Origin of the sequence: Streptomyces coeruleorubidus (genome assembly GCF_008705135.1) — a bacterium.
GTDB lineage: Bacteria > Actinomycetota > Actinomycetes > Streptomycetales > Streptomycetaceae > Streptomyces > Streptomyces coeruleofuscus.
Window position 1 is genome coordinate 7,839,793 of sequence record NZ_CP023694.1, and the last position, 21,476, is coordinate 7,861,268.

The 21,476-nt window shown below is 71.6% G+C and carries 18 protein-coding genes and 1 pseudogene; 11 read left to right on the top strand and 8 right to left on the bottom strand.

Annotated elements, in window-relative coordinates; translation table 11 throughout:
* Window positions 1-4: 4 nt before the first annotated feature.
* Together CP976_RS36085 and CP976_RS36090 are read right to left on the bottom strand one after the other, a co-directional pair.
* Window positions 5-1,876, bottom strand: a complete 1,872-nt coding sequence (locus CP976_RS36085) for an exo-alpha-sialidase (RefSeq protein WP_150484093.1) — start codon at window positions 1,874-1,876, stop codon at window positions 5-7.
* A 156-nt stretch (window positions 1,877-2,032) separates the two neighbouring features.
* Window positions 2,033-2,943 (bottom strand): annotated as a pseudogene (locus CP976_RS36090) (quinone oxidoreductase family protein).
* A 104-nt stretch (window positions 2,944-3,047) separates the two neighbouring features.
* Between CP976_RS36090 and CP976_RS36095 the strand changes: the two are divergent.
* Window positions 3,048-3,485: a MarR family winged helix-turn-helix transcriptional regulator gene (locus tag CP976_RS36095; RefSeq protein WP_150484094.1), complete on the top strand. Its 438-nt coding sequence runs from the start codon at window positions 3,048-3,050 to the stop codon at window positions 3,483-3,485.
* A 99-nt stretch (window positions 3,486-3,584) separates the two neighbouring features.
* Here the strand turns inward: CP976_RS36095 and fdhD are convergent, their stop codons facing one another.
* The 5 genes from fdhD to CP976_RS36120 are packed head-to-tail and all read right to left on the bottom strand — an operon-like array spanning window position 3,585 to window position 10,020.
* Window positions 3,585-4,433, bottom strand: coding sequence for a formate dehydrogenase accessory sulfurtransferase FdhD (gene fdhD, locus CP976_RS36100; protein ID WP_150484095.1), 849 nt, complete (start codon window positions 4,431-4,433; stop codon window positions 3,585-3,587).
* Window positions 4,434-4,440: 7 nt separating this feature from the next.
* A complete protein-coding gene (locus tag CP976_RS36105) occupies window positions 4,441-5,301 on the bottom strand; it encodes a 2Fe-2S iron-sulfur cluster-binding protein (RefSeq protein ID WP_150484096.1) in 861 nt (286 codons plus the stop codon).
* Window positions 5,298-7,121: an NAD(P)H-dependent oxidoreductase subunit E gene (locus CP976_RS36110; RefSeq protein WP_150484097.1), complete on the bottom strand. Its 1,824-nt coding sequence runs from the start codon at window positions 7,119-7,121 to the stop codon at window positions 5,298-5,300. The genes CP976_RS36105 and CP976_RS36110 overlap by 4 nt, the downstream gene beginning before the upstream one ends.
* Before the next feature lie 5 nt (window positions 7,122-7,126).
* Window positions 7,127-9,052: a molybdopterin oxidoreductase family protein gene (locus CP976_RS36115; RefSeq protein ID WP_150484098.1), complete on the bottom strand. Its 1,926-nt coding sequence runs from the start codon at window positions 9,050-9,052 to the stop codon at window positions 7,127-7,129.
* The gene (locus tag CP976_RS36120; RefSeq protein ID WP_150484099.1) at window positions 9,049-10,020 is read right to left on the bottom strand and encodes a 2-dehydropantoate 2-reductase; all 972 of its coding nucleotides are present in this window, start codon (window positions 10,018-10,020) and stop codon (window positions 9,049-9,051) included. Before CP976_RS36120 ends, CP976_RS36115 begins: the two co-directional genes overlap by 4 nt.
* A 223-nt stretch (window positions 10,021-10,243) precedes the next feature.
* Between CP976_RS36120 and CP976_RS36125 the strand changes: the two genes are divergently transcribed.
* From CP976_RS36125 to CP976_RS36135, 4 genes are all read left to right on the top strand, one after another.
* The gene (locus tag CP976_RS36125) at window positions 10,244-11,575 is read left to right on the top strand and encodes an OFA family MFS transporter (protein WP_150484100.1); all 1,332 of its coding nucleotides are present in this window, start codon (window positions 10,244-10,246) and stop codon (window positions 11,573-11,575) included.
* A complete protein-coding gene (locus tag CP976_RS43110) occupies window positions 11,544-11,684 on the top strand; it encodes an MFS transporter small subunit (protein ID WP_167537490.1) in 141 nt (46 codons plus the stop codon). Before CP976_RS36125 ends, CP976_RS43110 begins: the two co-directional genes overlap by 32 nt.
* A gap of 152 nt (window positions 11,685-11,836) precedes the next feature.
* The gene (locus tag CP976_RS36130) at window positions 11,837-12,775 is read left to right on the top strand and encodes a beta-ketoacyl-ACP synthase III (RefSeq protein ID WP_150484101.1); all 939 of its coding nucleotides are present in this window, start codon (window positions 11,837-11,839) and stop codon (window positions 12,773-12,775) included.
* A gap of 147 nt (window positions 12,776-12,922) precedes the next feature.
* Window positions 12,923-13,600, top strand: coding sequence for a GntR family transcriptional regulator (locus tag CP976_RS36135; protein ID WP_150484102.1), 678 nt, complete (start codon window positions 12,923-12,925; stop codon window positions 13,598-13,600).
* Window positions 13,601-13,603: 3 nt separating this feature from the next.
* Here CP976_RS36135 and CP976_RS36140 read toward each other — a convergent pair whose 3' ends face one another.
* Window positions 13,604-13,747, bottom strand: coding sequence for a hotdog family protein (locus tag CP976_RS36140; protein WP_150484103.1), 144 nt, complete (start codon window positions 13,745-13,747; stop codon window positions 13,604-13,606).
* Between the two features lie 333 nt (window positions 13,748-14,080).
* On the opposite strand from CP976_RS36140, the gene CP976_RS36145 reads away from it, so the two are divergent.
* The 6 genes from CP976_RS36145 to CP976_RS36170 all read left to right on the top strand — a co-directional run bounded on the left by CP976_RS36145 (window position 14,081) and on the right by CP976_RS36170 (window position 21,266).
* Window positions 14,081-15,262, top strand: coding sequence for an ROK family transcriptional regulator (locus tag CP976_RS36145; protein ID WP_150485649.1), 1,182 nt, complete (start codon window positions 14,081-14,083; stop codon window positions 15,260-15,262).
* A gap of 125 nt (window positions 15,263-15,387) precedes the next feature.
* Window positions 15,388-16,905 carry a sugar ABC transporter ATP-binding protein gene (locus CP976_RS36150; protein WP_150484104.1) on the top strand — a complete coding sequence of 506 codons (1,518 nt, stop codon included), beginning with the start codon at window positions 15,388-15,390 and terminating at the stop codon, window positions 16,903-16,905.
* Window positions 16,902-17,918: an ABC transporter permease gene (locus CP976_RS36155; protein WP_150484105.1), complete on the top strand. Its 1,017-nt coding sequence runs from the start codon at window positions 16,902-16,904 to the stop codon at window positions 17,916-17,918. The genes CP976_RS36150 and CP976_RS36155 overlap by 4 nt, the downstream gene beginning before the upstream one ends.
* A 17-nt stretch (window positions 17,919-17,935) precedes the next feature.
* Window positions 17,936-18,982, top strand: a complete 1,047-nt coding sequence (locus CP976_RS36160; protein WP_150484106.1) for a substrate-binding domain-containing protein — start codon at window positions 17,936-17,938, stop codon at window positions 18,980-18,982.
* 59 nt (window positions 18,983-19,041) lie between these two features.
* A complete protein-coding gene (locus tag CP976_RS36165) occupies window positions 19,042-20,253 on the top strand; it encodes a Gfo/Idh/MocA family protein (RefSeq protein ID WP_150485650.1) in 1,212 nt (403 codons plus the stop codon).
* 14 nt (window positions 20,254-20,267) lie between these two features.
* Window positions 20,268-21,266: a sugar phosphate isomerase/epimerase family protein gene (locus tag CP976_RS36170; RefSeq protein WP_150484107.1), complete on the top strand. Its 999-nt coding sequence runs from the start codon at window positions 20,268-20,270 to the stop codon at window positions 21,264-21,266.
* Window positions 21,267-21,476: the final 210 nt, after the last annotated feature.

The window sequence follows — 21,476 nt, forward strand, 5'->3', positions numbered from 1 at the left end:
GACGTTAGTTGCTGCCGCTCACCTGGTCCATGGGGAGCCACAGCACCGTGCCCCTGGCGGCCGCGCTCTTGGTGCCGGCGCCCAACTCCCTGTCGGTGAGGGCCCGGTTCCAGACGCGGACGTCGTCGACCGCCCCCGTGAGGAACGCCCGGCTGTCCATGCGCTGGCCGATGTGCACGCCGAACGGGGAGTTGCGGCTGACCGAGCCCGGCACGTCCGGGGTGCTGATCGGCGTGCCGTCGAGGAAGAGGGTCAGTTGCCCACCGCCCCGGCGCAGGACCAGGTGGTGCCAGCGGCCGTCGTTGCGGGCGCCGTCGGTCCACACGGAGGCCGTCCTGACGGTCGCCGCGCCCGACCGGGTGGTGATGAGCGCCCGGACCCGGTCGCTCGCCGGCTCTCCGCGCAGCCAGACCTGCGGCTGCGTGCTGCCGATGCCGCCCATCCACAGGAAGGGCTGTTCGCCGGTCGTAGCGGTGTAGCGGAAGAACAGAGAGGCCGTGAAGTCGCCCTCGCCGAGCTGCAGTCGGGACCGGTACGGCAGGCGTACGGCGTCGTCGATGCCGTCGAAGGACAGCGCGCCGCCGCGGACACCCGCAGTCCGCCCGGCATCGCCGAGGACGGCCGCGGGCCGCGCGCCCGGCGCCGCGTCGCGGGTGGTCGGGTCGGCGCCACGGCGCGGTTTCAGCCAGTCCTCGGTGAAACGGGCGAAACGGATCTCGTCACGGGCGTCGACCGCGCCGCCCTCGTACAGCAGGCCCACCGTCGAGGAGTCGACCGCCGCCATGTCGGAGTAGCCGGACCAGTCCGTGGTGACGACCGTGCCCCGGTCCACGCTGTCCCAGGTGCGCCCGCCGTCGTAGGAGGAGCGGACCATCATCGTCCGGCGGCGGTCGGGATCGGCCGGGGCGGACAGCAGCATTCGGCCGCCGAGGCGCAGCGTCGCGCCCTGGACCTGCGGGGTGTAGAGGTCCGGGAGAGCACGGAAGGGCGTGGCGAAGCTGTCGCCGCCGTCCAGGCTGAAGGTCTGGGAGCGGTGCCCCGGATCGGTGCCGTCCTGTTCGCGGCCGCTGACGAGGACGGCCCCGTCGGCCCGTTCGGTGAGCGTCACCTCGGACGGCTTCTGCCGGAACATGCCGTCCTGCGGTATCGGCCAGGAGTCGGTGGCGCCGATCCGCCAGTGGTCGCCGCCGTCGTCGCTGACGATGAGCGCGGCGTGGTTCGCTGTGACCCTGCTGCCGTCCCACGTCTCGGTGTTGACGCCGAACACCAGCCGCCCGGCGTGCTTGCCGCGGGTGAGCTGGATGCCGTGCACGGGCCCGGTGGCGTACCAGGAGTTCCAGTGCTCGGGCAGGATCTCGTCGCTCAGGTCGCGCGGCTCGGACCAGGTCCGGCCGTCGTCGTCGCTGTACTGGAGGTGCGGGGTGCGGTCGCAGGGGACGGTGCAGTTGCCGGCGTCCGTACGGCCCGTGTTGTACGTCTCGGCCAGCAGGATCCGGCCGGTCCTGCGGTCCACGACGGGCGCCGGGTTGCCGTGCGTGTCGCCCGCGCCCTCGTTGACGACCTGGAGCGGTCCCCAGGTGCGGCCGCCGTCGGTGGAGCGTTTGAGGACGATGTCGATGTCGGCCGCGTCACCGCAGTTGAGGACGCGGCCCTCGGCGAAGGCGAGCAGCGTGCCGGCCGTGGTCCGCACGATCGCCGGGATCCGGAAGCACGCGTAACCGGGGTCCTGGGAGGCCTTGAAGAGGACCTGCTGGTCGAACTCCGATAACGATGGGGAGGGTTGGGCATGGGCCGGGCTCGCGGGCGCGAGCAGCGCCGCGGCGGTGAGGACGGCTGTCAGGGTGGATCTCAGACGTGCGCGAAGACTTGACGGCATGGTGCGACCTGCCCTTCATGCGTCTGTCGGCTGGACCACCGAGGCATGGGAACGGACATCCGGGGAACGGACATTCGGTCAATCGGACATCCCACGTCCCATGTTTGGGGCCACAGACGGTACTTGGCTTCACAGACCCCCCACAAGGAGCGTGCGTCAGGGGATCAGGACGACCTTGCCGAGGTTGGCCCTCGCCTCGATCTCCCCGTGTGCCTTCGCCGCGTCCTGAAGGGCGAACTCCCCGTGCACGACGGGTCTGACCGTTCCGGCCGCGAACAGCCGCCACAGTTCCTCGCGCCACTGCTCGTACACCTCCGGCTTCCCGCGCGCGACGCGGGCCATCTGGAACCCGATCACCGACTTGGCGCCGGCGAGCAGGTCGTACGCCTGGACGGTGCCGCCGCCCGAGCTGTACGCCACCAGCCGTCCCTCCGGGGCGAGTGCGGCGAGGGCCCGAGCTCGCCGCCGACCGCGTCCAGGGCGTAGTCGACCGGAGCGCCCCAGGTGCCGTCGCCGTAGCTGACGACGTGGTCGGCGCCGAGGCCGCGGACGAAGTCGGCCTTGGCCGGATCGGAGACGGCTCCCACGACCCGTCCGGCGCCCCGCGTCCTGGCCAGTTGCACGGCCAGGTGCCCGACGCCGCTCGCCGCGGCGGTGAGCAGGGCCGCCTCGCCCGGCTCGGGGCGCGCCGCCTCCAGGGCGCCGAGGGCGACCAGGCCGCTGCGGACCAGGGCGACGGCTGTGACGGCGCCGGCGTCCGCCGGGACCGGGGAGGCCATGGCCTCGTGCAGGAGCGCGAAGTCGGCGTAGCCATGGCCGAAGCAGAGCCCTGTCACGCGGTCGCCGGTGCCGAAGCGGGTGACGCCCTCGCCGACGGCGGTGACCTCCCCGGCGATCTCGCCGCCGAGCGGGACCGGCTCCGGGGCCTCGGTGACCTTGCGGACGACCGGGAGCGTGACGCCGATCGCCTCCGCGCGCACGAGCAGTTCTCCGGGGCCGGGCTCGGGGACCGGTGCCTCCTCCGTGAACAGGGGGCCGCCTCGGGATTCGTAGCGGACGCGGCGCATCGCACCTCCGGACGTCGTCGGACATCCCCACGAAATCGTTGGGGCGCCCAACGGTATAGGAGGATCATAGGGAGAACCAACGATTTCTTGGTTAGGCTGCGGCCATGTCGGAAGCTCCCCTCCCCGCGATCCGCTCCCTGCCGAGCTGGCTGCTCGGCCGTGCCGCCGCCCGTGGCCGGGCCCTGGTGGCCGAGGCGCTGGCCGAGCAGGACATGCGGATGTGGCACCACGTGGTGCTGTCCGCCGTCCGCGACCTGGCCCCCGTCGCCCAGGCCGACCTCGGGCGCGGGGTCGGGCTGGACCCCAAGGACCTGGTCGGCATCCTGAACGACCTCCAGGCGGCGGGCCTGGTGGTGCGCGAGCCGGACCCGAAGGACCGGCGGAAGAACGCGGTGTCCCTCACCGCCCGGGGAGCCCGGCTGCTGACGCGCTGCGAGAAGGCGGCCCGCGCGGCCAACGACGAGCTGCTCGCCCCGCTGTCGGAGGCCGAACGCGAGCAGTTCACGGGCATGCTGCGGCGCATATCCGGCACGGGCGACTGACGGCTGCTCCGCCGGGGCCGGGCCGAGACGGGGCCCCTGCGGCGCAGGGGGCGCTCCCCGCCGGTCGGGGCCCCGCCGCCGTGTCGCGGGGGAACCTGCTCAGCCCTGGGCGGCCGCGGCCCGCAGGGCGATACGGTCCTCACCCGCGTACACGTTCATGGAGCTGCCCCGCAGGAAGCCCACCAGCGTCAGGCCCGTCTCGGCGGCCAGGTCCACCGCCAGCGAGGACGGGGCCGACACCGCCGCCAGGACCGGCATGCCGGCCATCACGGCCTTCTGCGCCAGCTCGAAGGAGGCCCGGCCCGAGACGAGCAGGATCGTCCGCGACAGCGGCAGGTCCCCGTTCTGAAGGGCGCGGCCGACCAGCTTGTCGACCGCGTTGTGCCGGCCCACGTCCTCCCGGACGTCCAGCAGCTCGCCCTCCTCCGAGAAGAGGGCCGCCGCGTGCAGGCCCCCGGTCCGGTCGAAGACCCGCTGGGCCGCGCGCAGCCGGTCGGGCAGACTCGCGAGCAGCTCGGGAGTGACCCGGACCGGGGGCATGTCGGCGATGGGCCAGCGGGCCGTGGTGCGCACCGCGTCCAGCGAGGCCTTGCCGCACAGACCGCAGGAGGACGTGGTGTAGACGTTCCGTTCCAGCGTGATGTCGGGGATCACCACGTCCGGGGCCGTCTGCACGTCGACCACGTTGTACGTGTTCGACCCGTCGGCCGTGGCCCCCGCGCAGTAGACGATGTTCCGCAGGTCACGCTGCCCGCCGAGCACCCCCTCGCTCACCAGGAAGCCCGCCGCCAGCGCGAAGTCGTCGCCCGGCGTGCGCATGGTGATCGCCAGGGGCCTGCCGTTCAGCCGGATCTCCAGGGGCTCCTCGGCGACGAGCGTGTCCGGGCGGCTGGAGACCGCCCCGTCGCGGATGCGGAGCACCTTGCGTCGTTCCGTGACTCGTCCCATGTCCTGATCAGCCCCGGTTCTGTACGTGCTGGTAGCCGAAGCGGCCCTTGATGCAGAGGTTGCCGTGGGTCACCGGGTTGTCGTGCGGCGAGGTGACCTTCACGATCTCATTGTCCTGCACGTGCAGCGTCAGGTTGCAGCCCACTCCGCAGTACGCGCACACCGTGGTCGTCTCCGTCTGCCGCGACTCGTCCCACGTACCCGCCGCGCGCATGTCGAACTCGGACTTGAAGGACAGTGCGCCCGTCGGGCACACCTCGATGCAGTTCCCGCAGTACACGCACGCCGAGTCGGTCAGCGGGGCGTCGTGCTCCACGGCGATCCGGGCGTCGAAACCGCGCCCGGCGACCGAGATCGCGAAGGTGTTCTGCCACTGGTCGCCGCAGGCGTCGACGCACTTGTAGCAGAGGATGCACTTGTCGTAGTCCCGCACGTACAGGTCGTTGTCGATCTTCGGCTCCTCGTTGAGCCGGGCCGCGTCCGGGCCGAAGCGGTCCGGCTTCGCCTCGTACTCCTTGAGCCACTCGGCGACGCGGGGTGTCGTCGACAGATCGACGGACGACGCGAGCAGTTCGAGGACGATCTTCCGGCTGTGCCGGGCCCGCTCGGTGTCGGTGCGGACCTCCATGCCCGGCTCGGCCTTGCGGGAGCAGGCCGGGACGAGGGTGCGGGCCCCCTCGACCTCGACGACGCAGACCCGGCAGGCGTTCTTCGGGCGCAGGGTGTCGCCCTCGCACAGGGTCGGGATGTCCTTCCCGGCCGCCCGGCAGGCGTCGAGGATCGTCGAGCCCTCGGGGACCCTGGCCTCCTCGCCGTCGATCGTGAGCTCCAGCACGCGGCGCGGGATCCCCAGCGGTGTGACGGTCATTCGTACGCCCCCAGACGGTCGATGGCGGATTCCACGGCGTTCCACGCGGTCTGCCCCAGACCGCAGATCGAGGCGTCCCGCATCGCGCGGCCGACCTCCCTCAGCAGGGCGATGTCCCCGGCGGCGTCGGTGCCGGTGCGCTCCACGATCCGGTGCAGCGCCTCCTCCTGCCGCACGGTCCCGACCCGGCAGGGCACGCACTGCCCGCACGACTCGTCGCGGAAGAACTCCGCGATGCGCAGCAGGAGCCGGGGGAGGGGCACGCTGTCGTCGAAGGCCATGACGACGCCCGAGCCGAGCGTCGTGCCCGCCTCCCGTGTCCCTTCGAAGGTGAGGGGGATGTCCAGCTCGTCGGCCCGTACGAAGCCGCCCGCCGCCCCGCCGAGCAGCACCGCCCGCAGCCCGTCCCGCACCCCGGCGAGGGTGAGCAGGTCGCCCAGCGTTGCACCGAACGGCAGCTCGTAAACCCCCGGCCGCTCCACACTCCCGGACACGCAGAACAGCTTCGGCCCGGTGGACCTGCCCGTGCCGATCGCCGCGTACGCCGGAGCGCCCATGGTGAGGATCGGCAGCACATTGACCAGCGTCTCGACGTTGTTCTCGACCGTCGGCTTGCCGAACAGGCCCTTCTCCACGGGGAACGGCGGCTTCGAGCGGGGCTCGCCCCGGTAGCCCTCGATGGAGTTGAACAGGGCCGTCTCCTCGCCGCAGATGTAGGCGCCCGCACCGCGCCGGATCTCGATGTCGAAGGCGTGGCCCTGGCCGAGGACGTCGTCGCCGAGCAGTCCACGCGCGCGTGCCTGCGCGATCGCGTGTTCGAGGCGATGCAGGGAGCGCGGGTACTCGCCGCGCAGGTAGAGGTAGCCCTTGTGGGCGCCCGTCGCGTACCCGGCGATCGTCATGGCCTCGACCAGTGCGTACGGGTCGCCCTCCATGAGCACGCGGTCCTTGAAGGTGCCCGGCTCGGACTCGTCGGCGTTGCAGACGAGGTAGTGCGGGTGGTCCGGCTGGGACGCCGTGGCCTGCCACTTGCGGCCGGTCGGGAAGGCGGCGCCGCCGCGCCCGGCCAGGCCCGAGTCGGTGACCTCGCGGATGACCCCGGCGGGGCCCAGCTCGAAGGCCCGGCGCAGGGCGGTGTAGCCGCCGTGGGCGCGGTAGTCGTCCAGGGACGCCGGGTCGACCACGCCGACGCGGGGCAGCAGCATCAGGCCGTCCTGTCCGGCCTGGGGCACCGCGAGCGCGGCCGGGGGCTCCTCCGGCGCCGAGTCGGGGGCGCTCGCGGCGAGCACGGCTTCCTCGACGGTCGCCGGTGCGGACACCGCCGTCCGCACCGGGTCCCCGGCCCTGATCGCGAGCGCGGCCGGGGCGCGTTCGCACAGGCCGAGGCAGGGGCTGCGCTCGACCGCGACCCCGCTGCCCGGGCCCAGCCGCTCCTCGATCCCCGAGCACAGCTCCGGCGCCCCGGCCGCCGCGCACGCCAGGTCGGTGCAGACGTGCAGCACGGTAGCCGGACGCGGCTTGACGGAGAACATGGCGTAGAAGGTGGCGACCCCGTACGCCTCCGCCGGCGGCACCGTCAGCCGCCGGCACAGGTAGTCGAGGGCGCCGTCGCTGATCCAGCCGACCCGGTCGTTGATCGCGTGCAGCCCCGGCAACAGCAGGTCGCGGCGGTCCCGGGCCTCGCGTCCGCCACGGGCCCACCTCAGATCCGCGTCGGAGCGGTCGGCGCCCTCCCAGGAGGACTCCGGAGGCCCGAGCAGGGCGTCGACGGCCGCCCGTTCGTCGTCCGTCGGTTTGCTGTCGCCGAAGTGCAGGTCCACTTACGTCACCTCACGATGGTCGCGACGGGCAGCTTCTCGATCCGGATCGCCGACGCCTTGAACTCCGCCGTCCCCGCGATCGGGCAGTTCGCCTCGATCGTCAGTGCGTTGGTGTCCACCTCGTCCGGGAAGTGCATGGTCATGAAGGCGAGCCCGGGCCGCAGCGCGGTGTCCACCCACACGGGTGCGGTCACCGACCCGCGCCGCGAGGTGACCTGGACCTGCTCGCCGACCACCACCCCGTAGCGCTCGGCGTCCTCCGGGCACAGTTCGATGTACTCGCCGCGCCGCAGCGGCGAGGCGTAACCGCCGCTCTGCACACCGGTGTTGTACGAGTCGAGCCGCCGACCGGTGGTGAGCCGGATCGGGTACTCCTCGTCGGTGAGGTCCACGGGCGGGTCGTGCTGCACGATCCCGAAGGGCGCCGGGCGACCGCGCCGTTCGGGCTCCCGCTCCCACAACCGGCCGTGCAGGTACGTCGGTTCGAGCCGGTCCGTGCCCGGGCACGGCCACTGGATGCCCTGGTGCTCCTCCAGGCGCTCGTACGTCATGCCGTAGTGGTCGGGCGAGACCGACCTGAGCTCGTTCCACACGGTCTCGGCGTCGGCGTACTTCCAGTCGTGGCCGAGGCGGGCCGCGAGGTCGCAGATGATGTCGATGTCCTCGCGGGCCTCGCCGGGCGGCGTGACGGCCTTGCGGACGCGCTGCACGCGCCGCTCGCTGTTGGTGGTCGTGCCGTCGGTCTCCGCCCAGCCGGCCGTGGCCGGCAGGACGACGTCCGCGAGCTCGGCCGTCTTCGTGAGGAAGATGTCCTGCACGACGAGGAAGTCGAGGGCTTTCAGACGCCGTACGGCCTGCTCGCTGTCGGCCTCCGACTGGGCCGGGTTCTCGCCGATGCAGTAGACGGCCTTGAGGGTGCCGTCCTCCATGGCCTCGAACATCTCCGTGAGGTTCAGCCCGTAGTGGGGCTGGATGACGGTGTCCCAGGCGGACTCGAACTTCAGCCGGGTGTCCGGGTCGAGGATGTCCTGGAATCCGGGCAGGCGGTTGGGGATCGCGCCCATGTCGCCGCCGCCCTGCACGTTGTTCTGTCCGCGCAGGGGTTGCAGGCCGGCGCCGTAGCGGCCGACGTGCCCGGTGAGCAGGGACAGGTTGATCAGGGCGCGCACGTTGTCGGTGCCGTTGTGGTGCTCGGTGATGCCGAGGGTCCAGCACAGCTGGGCACGCTCGGCGCGGGCGTAGGCGTGCGCCAGCTCGCGGATGGCGGCGGCCGGCACGCCCGTCACCTTCTCGGCGAGCGACAGCGTCCACGGCTCGACCAGCGCCTTGTACTCCTCGAAGCCGATGGTCGCCCGCGCGATGAACGCCTCGTTCGCGAGGCCCGCGTGGATGATCTCGCGGCCGATCGCGTGCGCCATCGGGATGTCGGTGCCGACGTTGAGGCCCAGCCAGCTCTCCGCCCACTCGGCGGTCGAGGTCCGGCGCGGATCGACCGCGTACATCCGGGCGCCGTTCCGGATCCCCTTCAGCACGTGCTGGAAGAAGATCGGGTGCGCGAAGCGGGCGTTGGAGCCCCACATCACGATGACGTCGGTGTGCTCGATCTCCTCGTACGACGACGTCCCGCCGCCCGAGCCGAACGCCGCCGACAGGCCCGCCACGCTCGGGGCATGGCAGGTGCGGTTGCAGGAATCGACGTTGTTGGTGCCCATGACGACCCGGGCGAACTTCTGGGCCACGTAGTTCATCTCGTTCGTCGCCCGGGCGCAGGAGAACATGCCGAACGCGCCGCGGTTGCGGGCCAGGCCCCGGGCCGCCCGGTCCAGGGCCTCCTCCCAGCTCGCCCGGCGGAAGGGCTCGTCGCGCGAGTCCCTGACCAGGGGGTGGGTGAGCCGGGTGTAGGTCTTCGGGCTTCGGTCGCGTTTGCTCATGCGGCGCTCCTCAGCGCGAGCAGGTCCGAGATGGCGTGCACGGTGCGCAGGGTGGGCACCTCCACGCCGGTGATGTCCGCCAACTCGACGACCGCCGCGAGGAGTACGTCGAGTTCGAGCGGTTTGCCGCGCTCCAGGTCCTGAAGCGTGGAGGTCCGGTGGTCGCCGACCCGCTCGGCGCCCGCGAGCCGGCGCTCGATGGAGACGCCGACCTCGCAGCCGAGGGCGTTCGCGACCGCGAGCGTCTCGGTCATCATGATCTCGATGACCTTGCGTGTGCCGCCGTGCAGGCACATCTGCCGCATGGTCGCGCGGGCCAGCGCGCTGATCGGATTGAAGGAGATGTTGCCCAGCAGCTTGAGCCAGATGTCGTTGCGGACGTCCGGTTCGACCGGGCACTTCAGGCCGCCCGCCTGCATGGCCTCGCTGAACGCCACGCACCGCGTGGACACGCTCCGGTCGGGCTCGCCGACGGAGAACCGGGTGCCCTCCAAATGCCGTATGACGCCCGGCCCTTCGAGCTCGGTCGCCGCGTAGACGACACACCCGACGGCCCGTTCGGGCGCGAGCACCGCACTGACCGCGCCGTCCGGGTCCACGCTCTCGACGCGGTGGCCGTCGTACGGGCCGCCGTGCCGGTGGAAGTACCACCAGGGGATGCCGTTCTGGGCGGCCACGACCGCCGTCGTGTCGCCCAGCAGCGGTGCGATCAGCGGCCCGCACGCCGCGTACGCGTTGGCCTTCAGGCCGAGGAAGACGTAATCGGCCGGGCCGACTTCGGCCGGGTCGTCGGTCGCGTGGGGGTGCGCGGTGAAGTCGCCGCGCGGGCTGCGCACCCGGACTCCGTGCCGCCTCATGGCCGCCAGATGCGGTCCACGGGCGATGAGATGCACATCGGCGCCCGCGCGGTGGAGCGCGGCGCCGACGTAGGCGCCGATGGCCCCGGCGCCGAGAACTGCGACTTTCACGGGAACACTCCGTTCGGTTTGAGGGATACCGCGGAGGTGACTGCCGAGTGGCCGGCTCACGGCCGGTGTCAGCTCGTGTCGACGGAATATTGTCTACAGTATGGACGTTGGGTCAGCAAGGGTCCGTGCGATGACCGTTCGGCGCATGCTGGATACCGCTCATCGCATACGGTCGACGCGCCGCCTTCTCAACTCCCCTGCGACTGCCTACCGTTCCGGGTTCATGAGTCCCCCAGTCGCGCCCCCGGGCTGGAGCCGCTGGCTCGTTCCGCCCGCCGCTCTCTCCGTACATCTCTCCATCGGCCAGGCCTACGCCTGGAGCGTGTTCAAGCCGCCCCTCGAGTCAGCGCTCGGCCTCAGCGGCACGCAGAGCGCGCTGCCCTTCCAGCTCGGCATCGTCATGCTGGGCCTGTCCGCCGCGTTCGGCGGCACCCTCGTCGAGTGCAACGGGCCGCGCTGGGCGATGACCGTCGCCCTGGTCTGCTTCTCGTCCGGCTTCCTGCTCTCCGCGCTGGGCGCGGCCACCGAGCAGTACTGGCTGATCGTCCTCGGCTACGGCTTCGTCGGCGGTATCGGCCTCGGCATCGGCTACATCTCGCCGGTCTCCACCCTGATCAAGTGGTTCCCGGACCGGCCCGGCATGGCCACCGGCATCGCCATCATGGGCTTCGGGGGCGGTGCGCTCATCGCCTCGCCGTGGTCGGCGCAGATGCTGGAGTCGTTCGGCGCCGACAGCTCCGGGATCGCACTGGCCTTCCTGGTGCACGGGCTGACGTACGCGGTCTTCATGCTGCTCGGCGTGCTGCTGGTGCGGGTGCCGCGCACGGAGAAGCCGGTGGACAGCGGGCCGAGCGTCCTCGCCGGCCCGCAGGTCTCCGCGAACCAGGCCATCCGCACCCCGCAGTTCTGGTGCCTGTGGATCGTGCTCTGCATGAACGTCACCGCCGGCATCGGGATCCTGGAGAAGGCCGCCCCGATGATCACGGACTTCTTCGCGGACACCTCCACGCCCGTGTCGGTGACGGCCGCCGCCGGCTTCGTCGCGCTGCTGTCGGCGGCGAACATGGCGGGACGCATCGCCTGGTCCTCGACGTCCGACCTGATCGGCCGCAAGAACATCTACCGCGTCTACCTGGGCGTCGGCGCGCTGATGTACGCGCTCATCGCCCTGTTCGGCGACTCCTCCAAGCCCCTGTTCGTCCTGTGCGCACTGGTGATCCTGTCCTTCTACGGCGGTGGCTTCGCGACCGTTCCGGCGTATCTGAAGGACCTGTTCGGCACGTACCAGGTCGGCGCCATCCACGGGCGGCTGCTCACCGCCTGGTCCACGGCCGGAGTGCTCGGACCGCTGATCGTGAACTGGATCGCCGACCGGCAGGAGGAGGCCGGCCGGCACGGCGCGGCCCTGTACGGAATGTCGTTCGTCATCATGATCGGGCTGCTCGTCGTCGGCTTCGTCGCCAACGAACTCGTGCGGCCCGTCCACCCGCGTCATCACGTCCCGGCACCGAAGGAGGCCGCGCATGTCCAGCGGCACCAGTCAGAGTCCGCCTAGCCCGGACCGGCGGGGGCTGATCGCCTTCGCCTGGGTGTGGGTGGGCGTACCGCTCGCCTACGGGCTGTACGAGCTGGTCCGCAAGGCGACCCAGCTGTTCACCGGCTAGCCGTGTGACAGGTGCTCGGTCGTCCGAGGTCCTGACCGAAGCTGACAACGCGGGCACCTGTTTCCTGTCGCCTTGGCTGCCGCCGTACCCGCGAGTCACTGATCAGACTGGTGGATCCCGCTACCCAAGTTTCCACGAGGGGGACCGCCCACATGAACGGCTCGCGCATCGCCGCCGTCGGCCACTACCAGCCCGCCAAGGTACTCACCAACGAGGACCTGGCGGGCATGGTCGACACCAGTGACGAGTGGATCAGGAGCCGGGTGGGCATCAGCACGCGCCACATCGCCGGCCCCGACGAACCCGTCGACGAGCTGGCCGCCCACGCCGCCGCCAAGGCCCTCGCGGCGGCCGGGCTGACCCCCGCCGACATCGACCTGGTGCTGGTCGCCACCTCCACCGCCGTCGACCGCTCGCCCAACACGGCCGCCCGGGTCGCGGCCCGCCTCGGCATCCCGCAGGCCGCCACGATGGACCTCAACGTCGTGTGCGCCGGCTTCACCCACGCCCTGGCCACCGCCGACCACGCCGTCCGCGCCGGGGGCTCGAGCCGGGCCCTGGTCATCGGGGCCGACAAGATGTCCGAGGTGACCGACTGGAGCGACCGCACGACCTGCGTGCTCGTCGGCGACGGGGCCGGGGCCGCGGTCGTGGAGGCCGCCGACGAGCCCGGCATCGGGCCGGTGCTGTGGGGCTCGGTGCCCGAGATGGGGAACGCGGTGCGGATCGAGGGCACGCCGCCGCGTTTCGCGCAGGAGGGGCAGAGCGTCTACCGCTGGGCGACGACCCAGCTGCCGCCCATCGCGCGGCGGGCGTGCGAGCGGGCCGGGCTGGAGCCGGCCGACCTCGCGGCGGTCGTACTGCATCAGGCCAACCTGCGCATCATCGAACCCCTCGCGGAGAAGATCGGCGCCGTGAACGCGGTCGTCGCGCGCGATGTCACGGAGTCCGGCAACACGTCGGCCGCGAGCATCCCGCTCGCCCTGTCCAAGCTGGTCGAGCAGGGTGCGGTCGCCGCGGGTGACCCGGTCCTGCTGTTCGGCTTCGGCGGGAACCTGTCGTACGCCGGGCAGGTCGTCCGCTGCCCGTGAGCCCCGTTGCGGTGTGACGCGGTCAACTCCCTGAAGCCCTGGCTCTTGTGCGCCGTAGACTGTAGACGAAAGACAATCGATACTGAGTCTGTGGCGACACCGGCTTCCGCCGCGCTGTGCACGGCCCTGCCGAGGAGGGGGACCGCGATGCTGTCGACAGGATTGCCCCAGGGGGCGGTACCCAAGCTGGAACGCCCGGGTCCGCTGCGCGACCGCGTCTACGAGGCACTGCTCGAACTCATCACCACCCGTGCCCTCCAGCCCGGCCAGCACCTCGTGGAGAGCGAACTCGCGGGGCATCTGGGGGTCTCCCGGCAGCCGGTGCGCGAGGCGTTGCAGCGCCTCAACACCGAGGGGTGGGTCGATCTGCGGCCCGCCCAGGGCGCGTTCGTGCACGAGCCGACGGAGGAGGAGGCCGACCAGCTCCTCACGGTCCGTACGCTCCTGGAGGCCGAGGCGGCCCGGCTCGCCGCGGCGGGCGCGGACAGCGCCGGCATCGCCGCGCTGGAAGCGCTGTGCGCGGAGGGCGAGAAGGCCGTCGAGGCGGACGACGTCGACGGGGCCGTCGCCATGAACGCCCGCTTCCACGCGAAGGTCATGGAGCTCGCCGGCAACGCCGTCCTCGCCGAACTGGCCGCCCAGGTCGACCGCCGCGTCCGCTGGTACTACACGCCGGTCGCCCGACAGCGGGGCCACCAGTCCTGGATCGAACACCGCGCGCTCATCGCCGCGATCACCGACCGCGACGAACAGCGGGCCACCCGCCTGATGCGCGAACACACGGAGCACACGAGGCGCTCGTACCACGCGCGGGCGCGTTCGTAGGCCTCAGCCGGCCGTCAGCACCGCCTGGGTCTGCGTCGTCTCACCCACCAGGGTGCCGTCCTCTTCACGCAGGTCCGTCCGCACGGCGATGTGGGAGCGCCCCACGTGCACGGGTCGTGCCTCGGCGTGGACGGTGCCCGACCGCACGGCGTGTCAGCGCGATGCCCAGCCCGTCGGCGAAGGGCACCGCCTTCAGCAGTGCTTCGGGAGCAGGGGTGCCGGTCATGCGGGACCTCCCTCTGGGGTGACCAGGACTGATGCCGGCCTGACCCCGGCCGCTCTGACGGTCCATTACCTGGGAGGTAAGGCAGACAGCACCGCGCCTTTGTCCTCTGAGTGGAAAAAGTAGGGGGCAATTCCTGCGCGACTTCTTCCCACCTTCGGCAGCCGCTGCTACGTTCCCTCCGAAAGCAAGCCACTGATGTGGCGGAAAACCGGCGCGCACAGGCCGATTGAGGCGGGGAGGGGCTCGTGAGACGTATGACCGCACGACCCGGGAACGCCCACCAGGCCCGACTGCTCAAGCTGCTGCGCGACGGCGGCCCCAACTCCCGTGCCCAGCTGGGCGACCAGGTCGACCTCTCGCGGTCCAAGCTCGCCGTGGAGGTGGACCGGCTGCTGGAGACGGGGCTGGTCGTGGCCGACGGACTCGCCGCCTCGCGCGGCGGCCGCCGCTCCCACAACATCCGGCTCAACCCCGGGCTGCGCTTCCTCGGCGTCGACATCGGCGCGACCTCGGTCGACGTCGCCGTCACCAACGCCGAACTGGAGACGCTCGGGCACATCAACCACCCCATGGACGTGCGCGAGGGCCCGGTCGCGGTCTTCGAGCAGGTCCTGGCCATGGCCGCCAAGCTGAAGGCCTCGGGGCTCGCGGAGGGATTCGACGGCGCCGGCATCGGCGTCCCGGGCCCGGTCCGCTTCCCCGAGGGCATCCCGGTGGCCCCGCCGATCATGCCGGGCTGGGACGGCTTCCCCGTGCGGGAGGCGCTCAGCCAGGAACTCGGCTGCCCTGTCATGGTCGACAACGACGTGAACCTCATGGCGATGGGGGAGCAGCACGCGGGCGTCGCCCGCACCGTCGCCGACTTCCTCTGCGTCAAGATCGGCACGGGCATCGGCTGCGGCATCGTCGTCGGCGGTGAGGTCTACCGCGGTACGACGGGCAGCGCCGGCGACATCGGGCACATCCAGGCCGTGCCCGACGGCCGTCCGTGCGCCTGCGGCAACCGGGGCTGCCTGGAGGCCCACTTCAGCGGGGCGGCCCTCGCCCGTGACGCCACGGAGGCCGCCCAGCAGGGGCTCTCCGCCGAACTGGCCTCGCGGCTGGAGACCAACGGCGGCCTCAGCGCCGTCGACGTCGCCGCCGCGGCCGCCGCCGGCGACGCCACCGCGCTCGACCTGATCCGCGAGGGCGGCAACCGCACCGGCCAGGTCATCGCCGGCCTGGTCAGCTTCTTCAACCCGGGCCTGGTGGTGATCGGCGGCGGGGTGACCGGCCTCGGCCACACCCTGCTCGCCGCGATCCGCACCCAGGTCTACCGCCAGTCGCTGCCCCTCGCGACCGGCAACCTGCCCATCGTCCTGGGCGAGTTGGGACCCGCTGCCGGAGTCATCGGCGCGGCCCGGCTCATCAGCGACCATCTGTTCTCACCCGCGTAGTCCTTCTCGACAGCACGGCTCACAGCACGGCTCACCAGCACAGCTCCCTGCTCCGCCCTGCCTAGCACACGCCTGCCCGAAAAGCGCCCTGCAACCGGCCCGCACGCCCGCCAAGGGGAATCCGCATGGCACCAGAACCACCGCTGCTCAGCATGTCCGGCATCACCAAGTCGTTCCCCGGAGTCCGGGCCCTCGACGGCGTCGACCTCGACGTCCAGGCCGGAGAGGTGCACTGCCTGCTCGGCCAGAACGGCGCCGGGAAATCCACCCTCATCAAGGTGCTCGCCGGCGCCCACCAGCCCGGCACCGGCGAGATCCGCTGGCGCGGCGAGGCGGTCACACTCCGCTCGCCGATCGCCGCCATGCGCCTCGGCATCGCCACCATCTACCAGGAACTCGACCTGGTGGAGCACCTGTCGGTCGCAGAGAACGTCCACCTGGGCCACGAGCCGACCACCGCCGGGTTCGTCGTCCGGGGGAAGGCCGCGAAGGAGTCGACGTCCGCCCTGCTCAAGCGACTTGGGCACGCGGAGATCGATCCGGCCCGGCTCGTCGGGGAGCTGTCCGCGGCCCAGCAGCAGATCGTGTCCATGGCCCGGGCACTCTCCCACGACGTGCGGCTCATCGTGATGGACGAACCGTCCGCCGCCCTCGACCCGGACGAAGTCGACAACCTCTTCCGCATCGTCGGCGACCTGACCGCCACCGGTGTCGCCGTCGTCTACATCTCGCACCGCCTGGAGGAGATCCGGCGCATCGGCGACCGGGTGACCGTGCTCAAGGACGGTCGGGCCGTGGCGAACGGACTGCCGGCGAAGACGACCCCCACCCGCGAAGTCGTCGCGCTGATGACGGGCCGCAACGTCGAGTACGTCTTTCCCGACCGGCCCGTCTCCCCGCCGCCCGGCGAACCGGTGCTCACCGTCCGGGGCCTGTCCCGCGCCGGGGAGTTCGAACCCCTCGACCTGGAGGTACGGCCGGGCGAGATCGTCGGCCTGGCCGGACTCGTCGGCTCGGGCCGCTCCGAGATCCTGGAGACCGTATACGGAGCCAGGAAACCGACGTCCGGTCAGGTGCTGGTCGACGGCAAGCCGTTGAAGCCGGGCAGCGTCCGGGCCGCCGTCCGGGCCGGACTGGGGCTCGCCCCCGAGGAACGCAAGGCGCAGGCCCTGCTGATGCTGGAGTCCGTCACCCGCAACGTGTCGGTCTCCTCCATGTCCCGCTTCTCGCGCGGCGGCTGGATCGACCGGGGCGCCGAACTCGGCGCCGCCCGGGCCGCGACCCGCGAGTTGTCGCTCAGGCCCGACAACCCGTCGGTACCCGTGCGCACCCTGTCCGGCGGCAACCAGCAAAAGGCCGTCCTGGCCCGCTGGCTGCTGCGCGGCTGCCGGGTGCTGCTGCTCGACGAACCCACCCGCGGCGTCGACGTCGGCGCCCGCGCCGAACTGTACGCGGTCGTCCGCCGGCTGGCCGACGAAGGCCTGGCCGTGCTGCTGGTCTCCAGCGAGGTGCCCGAGGTGCTCGGCCTCGCCGACCGCGTCCTGGTGCTGCGGGAGGGCCGTGTGGTCCACACGGCACCCGCGCGCGAACTCGACGAACACCGCGTACTCGACCTGGTCATGGAAGGAAGCCCGGCGTCATGACGCAGCCCGTCTCCCCGCCGCGGGACAGCACCGACAAGGTGCCCGAGGCCCAGCCCCCCGCCTGGCGCGGCCTGATGGCCCGCGCCGACGTCCGCACCCTCTCCCTGCTCGGCGTGCTCGCCGTGCTGATCCTCGTCGGCGGCATCACCAAGCCCGACGAGTTCCTCGACACCCGCAACCTGCAACTGGTCCTCACCCAGGCCTCCGTGGTCGGCGTCGTCACCGTCGGCATGACCTTCGTCATCATCTCCGGCGGCATCGACCTGTCGGTCGGCGCGATCGTCGCGCTCGCCTCGGTGTGGGCGACCACGGTCGCCACCCAGGAGTACGGCTTCGCCGGCATCCTCTTCACGGCGCTGATCGTCGGAGTCGGCTGCGGCCTGGTCAACGGGGTGCTCATCGCCTACGGCGCGATGGTGCCGTTCATCGCCACCCTCGCCATGCTGGCCTCCGCCCGCGGCCTCGCGCTCCAGATCACCGACGGCAAGACGCAGATCGTGACCGTGCCGTCCGTTCTCGACCTGGGCGAACGCGATGCCTACGTCCTCGGCATCCCGCCCCTGGTCCTGGTCTTCGCGGTCGTGACCGTCATCGGCTGGCTGGTGCTCAACCGCACCACCTTCGGCCGCCGCACGGTCGCCGTCGGCGGCAACCCGGAGGCCGCCCGCCTCGCCGGCATCGACGTCCGCCGCCAGCGGCTCTACCTCTACCTGCTGTCCGGGCTGTGCTGCGGCATCGCCGCCTTCCTGCTGATCGTCCTGTCCGGCTCCGGACAGAACACCAACGGCAACCTCTACGAACTCGACGCCATCGCCGCCGCGATCATCGGCGGCACCCTGCTCACCGGCGGCCGCGGCACCATCACAGGCTCCGTCCTCGGCGTCCTGATCTTCTTCACGATCACCAACATCTTCGCCCTGAACAACCTGCAGAGCGACGTCCAGCAGATCGCCAAGGGCGCGATCATCGTCGCCGCCGTGCTGGTCCAGCGCCGTACCGCGAGCACGACCTGAGGAAAGGGTTCACCGCCATGACCGAGATCACGAGCCGCAGAGGACTGCTCTTCGGAGCCGCCGCCGTCTCCGCCGGTGCCCTCCTCACGGGGTGCACGAGCAACGAGCCGTCCGAATCGAAGGACGAGCCGGCGGGCGACAACCAGCCGGCCGCCGACGACAAGCCCGGCAAGCAGGTCACCATCGGCTTCGCCGGACCGCAGGCCGACCACGGCTGGCTGAACGCCATCAACGACAACGCGAAGAAGCGGGCCGAGAAGTACTCCGACGTCACCCTGGAGATCACCGAGGGCTCCAACGACACCGCCCAGCAGATCGGCCAGATCGAGACCCTCATCAACAAGAAGGTCGACGTCCTGGTCGTGCTCCCCGCCGACGGCAAGGCCCTCACCCAGGTCGGGCTGAAGGCGATGCGCGCGGGCATCCCGGTCGTCAACCTCGACCGCATCTTCAACACCCCGCAGGCGTACCGCTGCTGGATCGGCGGCGACAACTACGGCATGGGCCTCAACGCCGGCCACTACATCGGCGAGAAGCTCAAGGGCAAGTCGAACGCCCGCGTCATCGAACTCGCCGGCCTGGACAACCTGGAGCTGACCAAGCAGCGCACCCAGGGCTTCGACGACGCCCTGAAGAACTACCCCAACATCAAGAAGGTCGCCCGGCAGGCCGCCGAGTTCACCGTCGAATCCGGGCAGGCCAAGATGGCCCAGCTGCTCCAGGCCCAGTCGAAGTTCGACGCGCTGTGGAACCACGACGACGACCAGGGCGTGGGCGCGCTGCGCGCCATCGAGCAGGCCGGGCGCGACGACTTCCTGATGGTCGGCGGCGCGGGCGCCCTGTCCGCCTTCCAGGCCATCAAGCAGGACAACGGCGTGCTGAAGGCGACCGTCCTCTACCCGCCGACCATGGCCGCCTCCGCGATCGACCTCGCCCGCGCCCTCGGCCAGGGCAAGGGCATCGGCGGCATGGCCGAGTTCGAGATCCCGGCGTCCATCACGCTCTACTCGGCCGTCGTCGACAAGACCAACGTCGACCAGTACATGCCCACCGGCTTCCGGTGACCGGTTCCGCCCGCACCCCCCACGTGCGCCACCCCGACCAGGACGAGGAGGACACCCGTATGGGACAGCCGCAGCAGCAGTCAGATGGGACCGAGGCAGGCAAGCCACCCCTGCGCGTCGGGATGGTGGGCTACGCCTTCATGGGCGCCGCCCACTCCCAGGGCTGGCGCACCGCGGGCCGTGTCTTCGACCTGCCGCTGAACCCCGTGCAGACCGCGATCTGCGGCCGGGACGCCACCGCCGTGCGGGCGGCGGCCGACCGCCACGGCTGGGCGTCCACCGAGACCGACTGGCGCGCCCTCGTCGAACGCGACGACGTCGACCTCGTCGACATCTGCACCCCCGGCGACAGCCACGCCGAGATCGCCCTCGCCGCCCTCGCGGCCGGCAAGCACGTCCTGTGCGAGAAGCCCCTCGCCAACACCGTCGAGGAAGCCACCACGATGGTGCGGGCCGCCGAAGAGGCCTACCGGCGCGGCCAGGTGGCGATGGTCGGCTTCAACTACCGCCGGGTGCCGGCCACCGCCCTGGCCCGCCGCATGGTCGCCGAGGGCCGCCTGGGCAGGCTCCGGCACGTCCGCGTGACATACCTCCAGGACTGGCTGGTGGACCCCGAGTTCCCGCTGACCTGGCGGCTGCGCAAGGAACAGGCCGGCTCCGGCTCGCTCGGCGATCTGGGCGCGCACATCATCGACCTCGCGCAGTACCTGGTCGGGGAGCGGCTGGCGGGCGTCTCCGCACTGACGGAGACCTTCGTACGTCAGCGGCCCCTGCCCACCGGCGCGTCCAGCGGCCTCTCCGCCGTCTCGGCCGCCGGCACGGGGGAGGTCACCGTGGACGACGCCGCCCTGTTCACGGCCCGCTTCCCCTCCGGCGCCCTCGCCTCCTTCGAGGCCACCCGCTACGCCACCGGCCGCAAGAACGCCCTGCGCATCGAACTCAACGGGGAGCGCGGGTCGCTCGCCTTCGACCTGGAGCGGCTCAACGAGCTGTCCTTCCACGACGGCACCGCGCCCGGGGCGGAGGCGGGCTTCCGCCGCATCCTCGTCACCGAACCCGACCACCCCTACCTGGACGCCTGGTGGCCGCCGGGCCACGGTCTCGGCTACGAGCACACCTTCGTCCACCAGGCCCGCGACCTCGTCCACGCCATCGCCGAGGGCCGCCGCCCCGAACCCTCCTTCGCCGACGGGCTCCAGGTGCAGTGCGTGCTCGCGGCGGTGGAGGAGAGCGCCGAGAAGAACTCCGTCTACACGCCGATCGCGGTCTGAGGAGGCTGACGCGCATGCCGCGTACGTTCACGCTGTTCACCGGCCAGTGGGCGGACCTGCCGCTGGAAGAGGTCTGCCGGCTCGCCCGCGACTTCGGCTACGACGGGCTGGAACTCGCCTGCTGGGGCGACCACTTCGAAGTCGACAAGGCGCTCTCCGACCCGGGGTACCTCGACGGCCGCCGGGCGCTGCTCGACAAGTACGGCCTCAAGTGCTGGGCCATCTCCAACCACCTGGTCGGACAGGCCGTCTGCGACGCCATCATCGACGAACGCCACCAGGCGATCGTGCCGGGAGAAGTGTGGGGCGACGGAGACCCGGAAGGGGTCCGGCAGCGGGCGGCGGACCGCGTCAGGGACACCGCGCGCGCCGCGGCCGCCTTCGGCGTCGACACCGTCATCGGCTTCACCGGCTCCGCCATCTGGCACCTGGTCGCCATGTTCCCGCCCGCCCCCGACGCCATGATCGAACGCGGCTACCAGGACTTCGCCGACCGCTGGAACCCGATCCTGGACGTCTTCGACGCGGAGGGCGTGCGGTTCGCGCACGAGGTCCACCCCAGCGAGATCGCCTACGACTACTGGACCACTCAGAGGGCCCTCGAAGCCGTCGGCCGGCGCCCCGCCTTCGGCCTCAACTTCGACCCGAGCCACTTCGTGTGGCAGGACCTCGACCCCGTCGGCTTCCTCTGGGACTTCCGCGACCGGATCTACCACGTCGACTGCAAGGAGGCCCGCAAGCGCCTCGACGGACGCAACGGCCGGCTCGGCTCCCACCTGCCCTGGGGCGACCCCCGGCGCGGCTGGGACTTCGTCTCCGCCGGGCACGGGGACGTCCCCTGGGAGGACGTCTTCCGGATGCTGCGCTCCATCGACTACCAGGGCCCGATCTCCGTCGAGTGGGAGGACGCCGGCATGGACCGGCTCCAGGGGGCGCCCGAGGCGCTGACCCGCCTCAAGGCCTTCGACTTCGAGCCGCCCAGCGCGTCCTTCGACGCCGCGTTCAACAGCTGAACCAGGCACCCGGCGCTGGTCGGGACGGGGACCGGTTCCACCGGCCGGTCCCCTCTCCGACCTGCCCGGATCCTGCTTTGTCCTGTGCTGGGAGAAAGCTCAACCGATCCTGATACAAGGGGTGTTCGCCCCGGACGGACGTGGTTACCTTCCTTGAAGCGTTCAGGACACACGCACCTCCGGGGTGACGGCGCACCCCGGCGCCCGCAC

Excerpts from the sequence above, each read along its gene's own strand:
- CP976_RS36085 (WP_150484093.1), bottom strand. The coding sequence starts at position 1,876 with ATGCCGTCAAGTCTTCGCGCACGTCTGAGATCCACCCTGACAGCCGTC.
- CP976_RS36095 (WP_150484094.1), top strand. The coding sequence starts at position 3,048 with ATGTCGGAAGCTCCCCTCCCCGCGATCCGCTCCCTGCCGAGCTGGCTG.
- fdhD (WP_150484095.1), bottom strand. The coding sequence starts at position 4,433 with ATGGGACGAGTCACGGAACGACGCAAGGTGCTCCGCATCCGCGACGGG.
- CP976_RS36105 (WP_150484096.1), bottom strand. The coding sequence starts at position 5,301 with ATGACCGTCACACCGCTGGGGATCCCGCGCCGCGTGCTGGAGCTCACG.
- CP976_RS36115 (WP_150484098.1), bottom strand. The coding sequence starts at position 9,052 with ATGAGCAAACGCGACCGAAGCCCGAAGACCTACACCCGGCTCACCCAC.
- CP976_RS36125 (WP_150484100.1), top strand. The coding sequence starts at position 10,244 with ATGAGTCCCCCAGTCGCGCCCCCGGGCTGGAGCCGCTGGCTCGTTCCG.
- CP976_RS43110 (WP_167537490.1), top strand. The coding sequence starts at position 11,544 with ATGTCCAGCGGCACCAGTCAGAGTCCGCCTAGCCCGGACCGGCGGGGG.
- CP976_RS36130 (WP_150484101.1), top strand. The coding sequence starts at position 11,837 with ATGAACGGCTCGCGCATCGCCGCCGTCGGCCACTACCAGCCCGCCAAG.
- CP976_RS36135 (WP_150484102.1), top strand. The coding sequence starts at position 12,923 with ATGCTGTCGACAGGATTGCCCCAGGGGGCGGTACCCAAGCTGGAACGC.
- CP976_RS36145 (WP_150485649.1), top strand. The coding sequence starts at position 14,081 with ATGACCGCACGACCCGGGAACGCCCACCAGGCCCGACTGCTCAAGCTG.
- CP976_RS36150 (WP_150484104.1), top strand. The coding sequence starts at position 15,388 with ATGGCACCAGAACCACCGCTGCTCAGCATGTCCGGCATCACCAAGTCG.
- CP976_RS36155 (WP_150484105.1), top strand. The coding sequence starts at position 16,902 with ATGACGCAGCCCGTCTCCCCGCCGCGGGACAGCACCGACAAGGTGCCC.
- CP976_RS36160 (WP_150484106.1), top strand. The coding sequence starts at position 17,936 with ATGACCGAGATCACGAGCCGCAGAGGACTGCTCTTCGGAGCCGCCGCC.
- CP976_RS36165 (WP_150485650.1), top strand. The coding sequence starts at position 19,042 with ATGGGACAGCCGCAGCAGCAGTCAGATGGGACCGAGGCAGGCAAGCCA.
- CP976_RS36170 (WP_150484107.1), top strand. The coding sequence starts at position 20,268 with ATGCCGCGTACGTTCACGCTGTTCACCGGCCAGTGGGCGGACCTGCCG.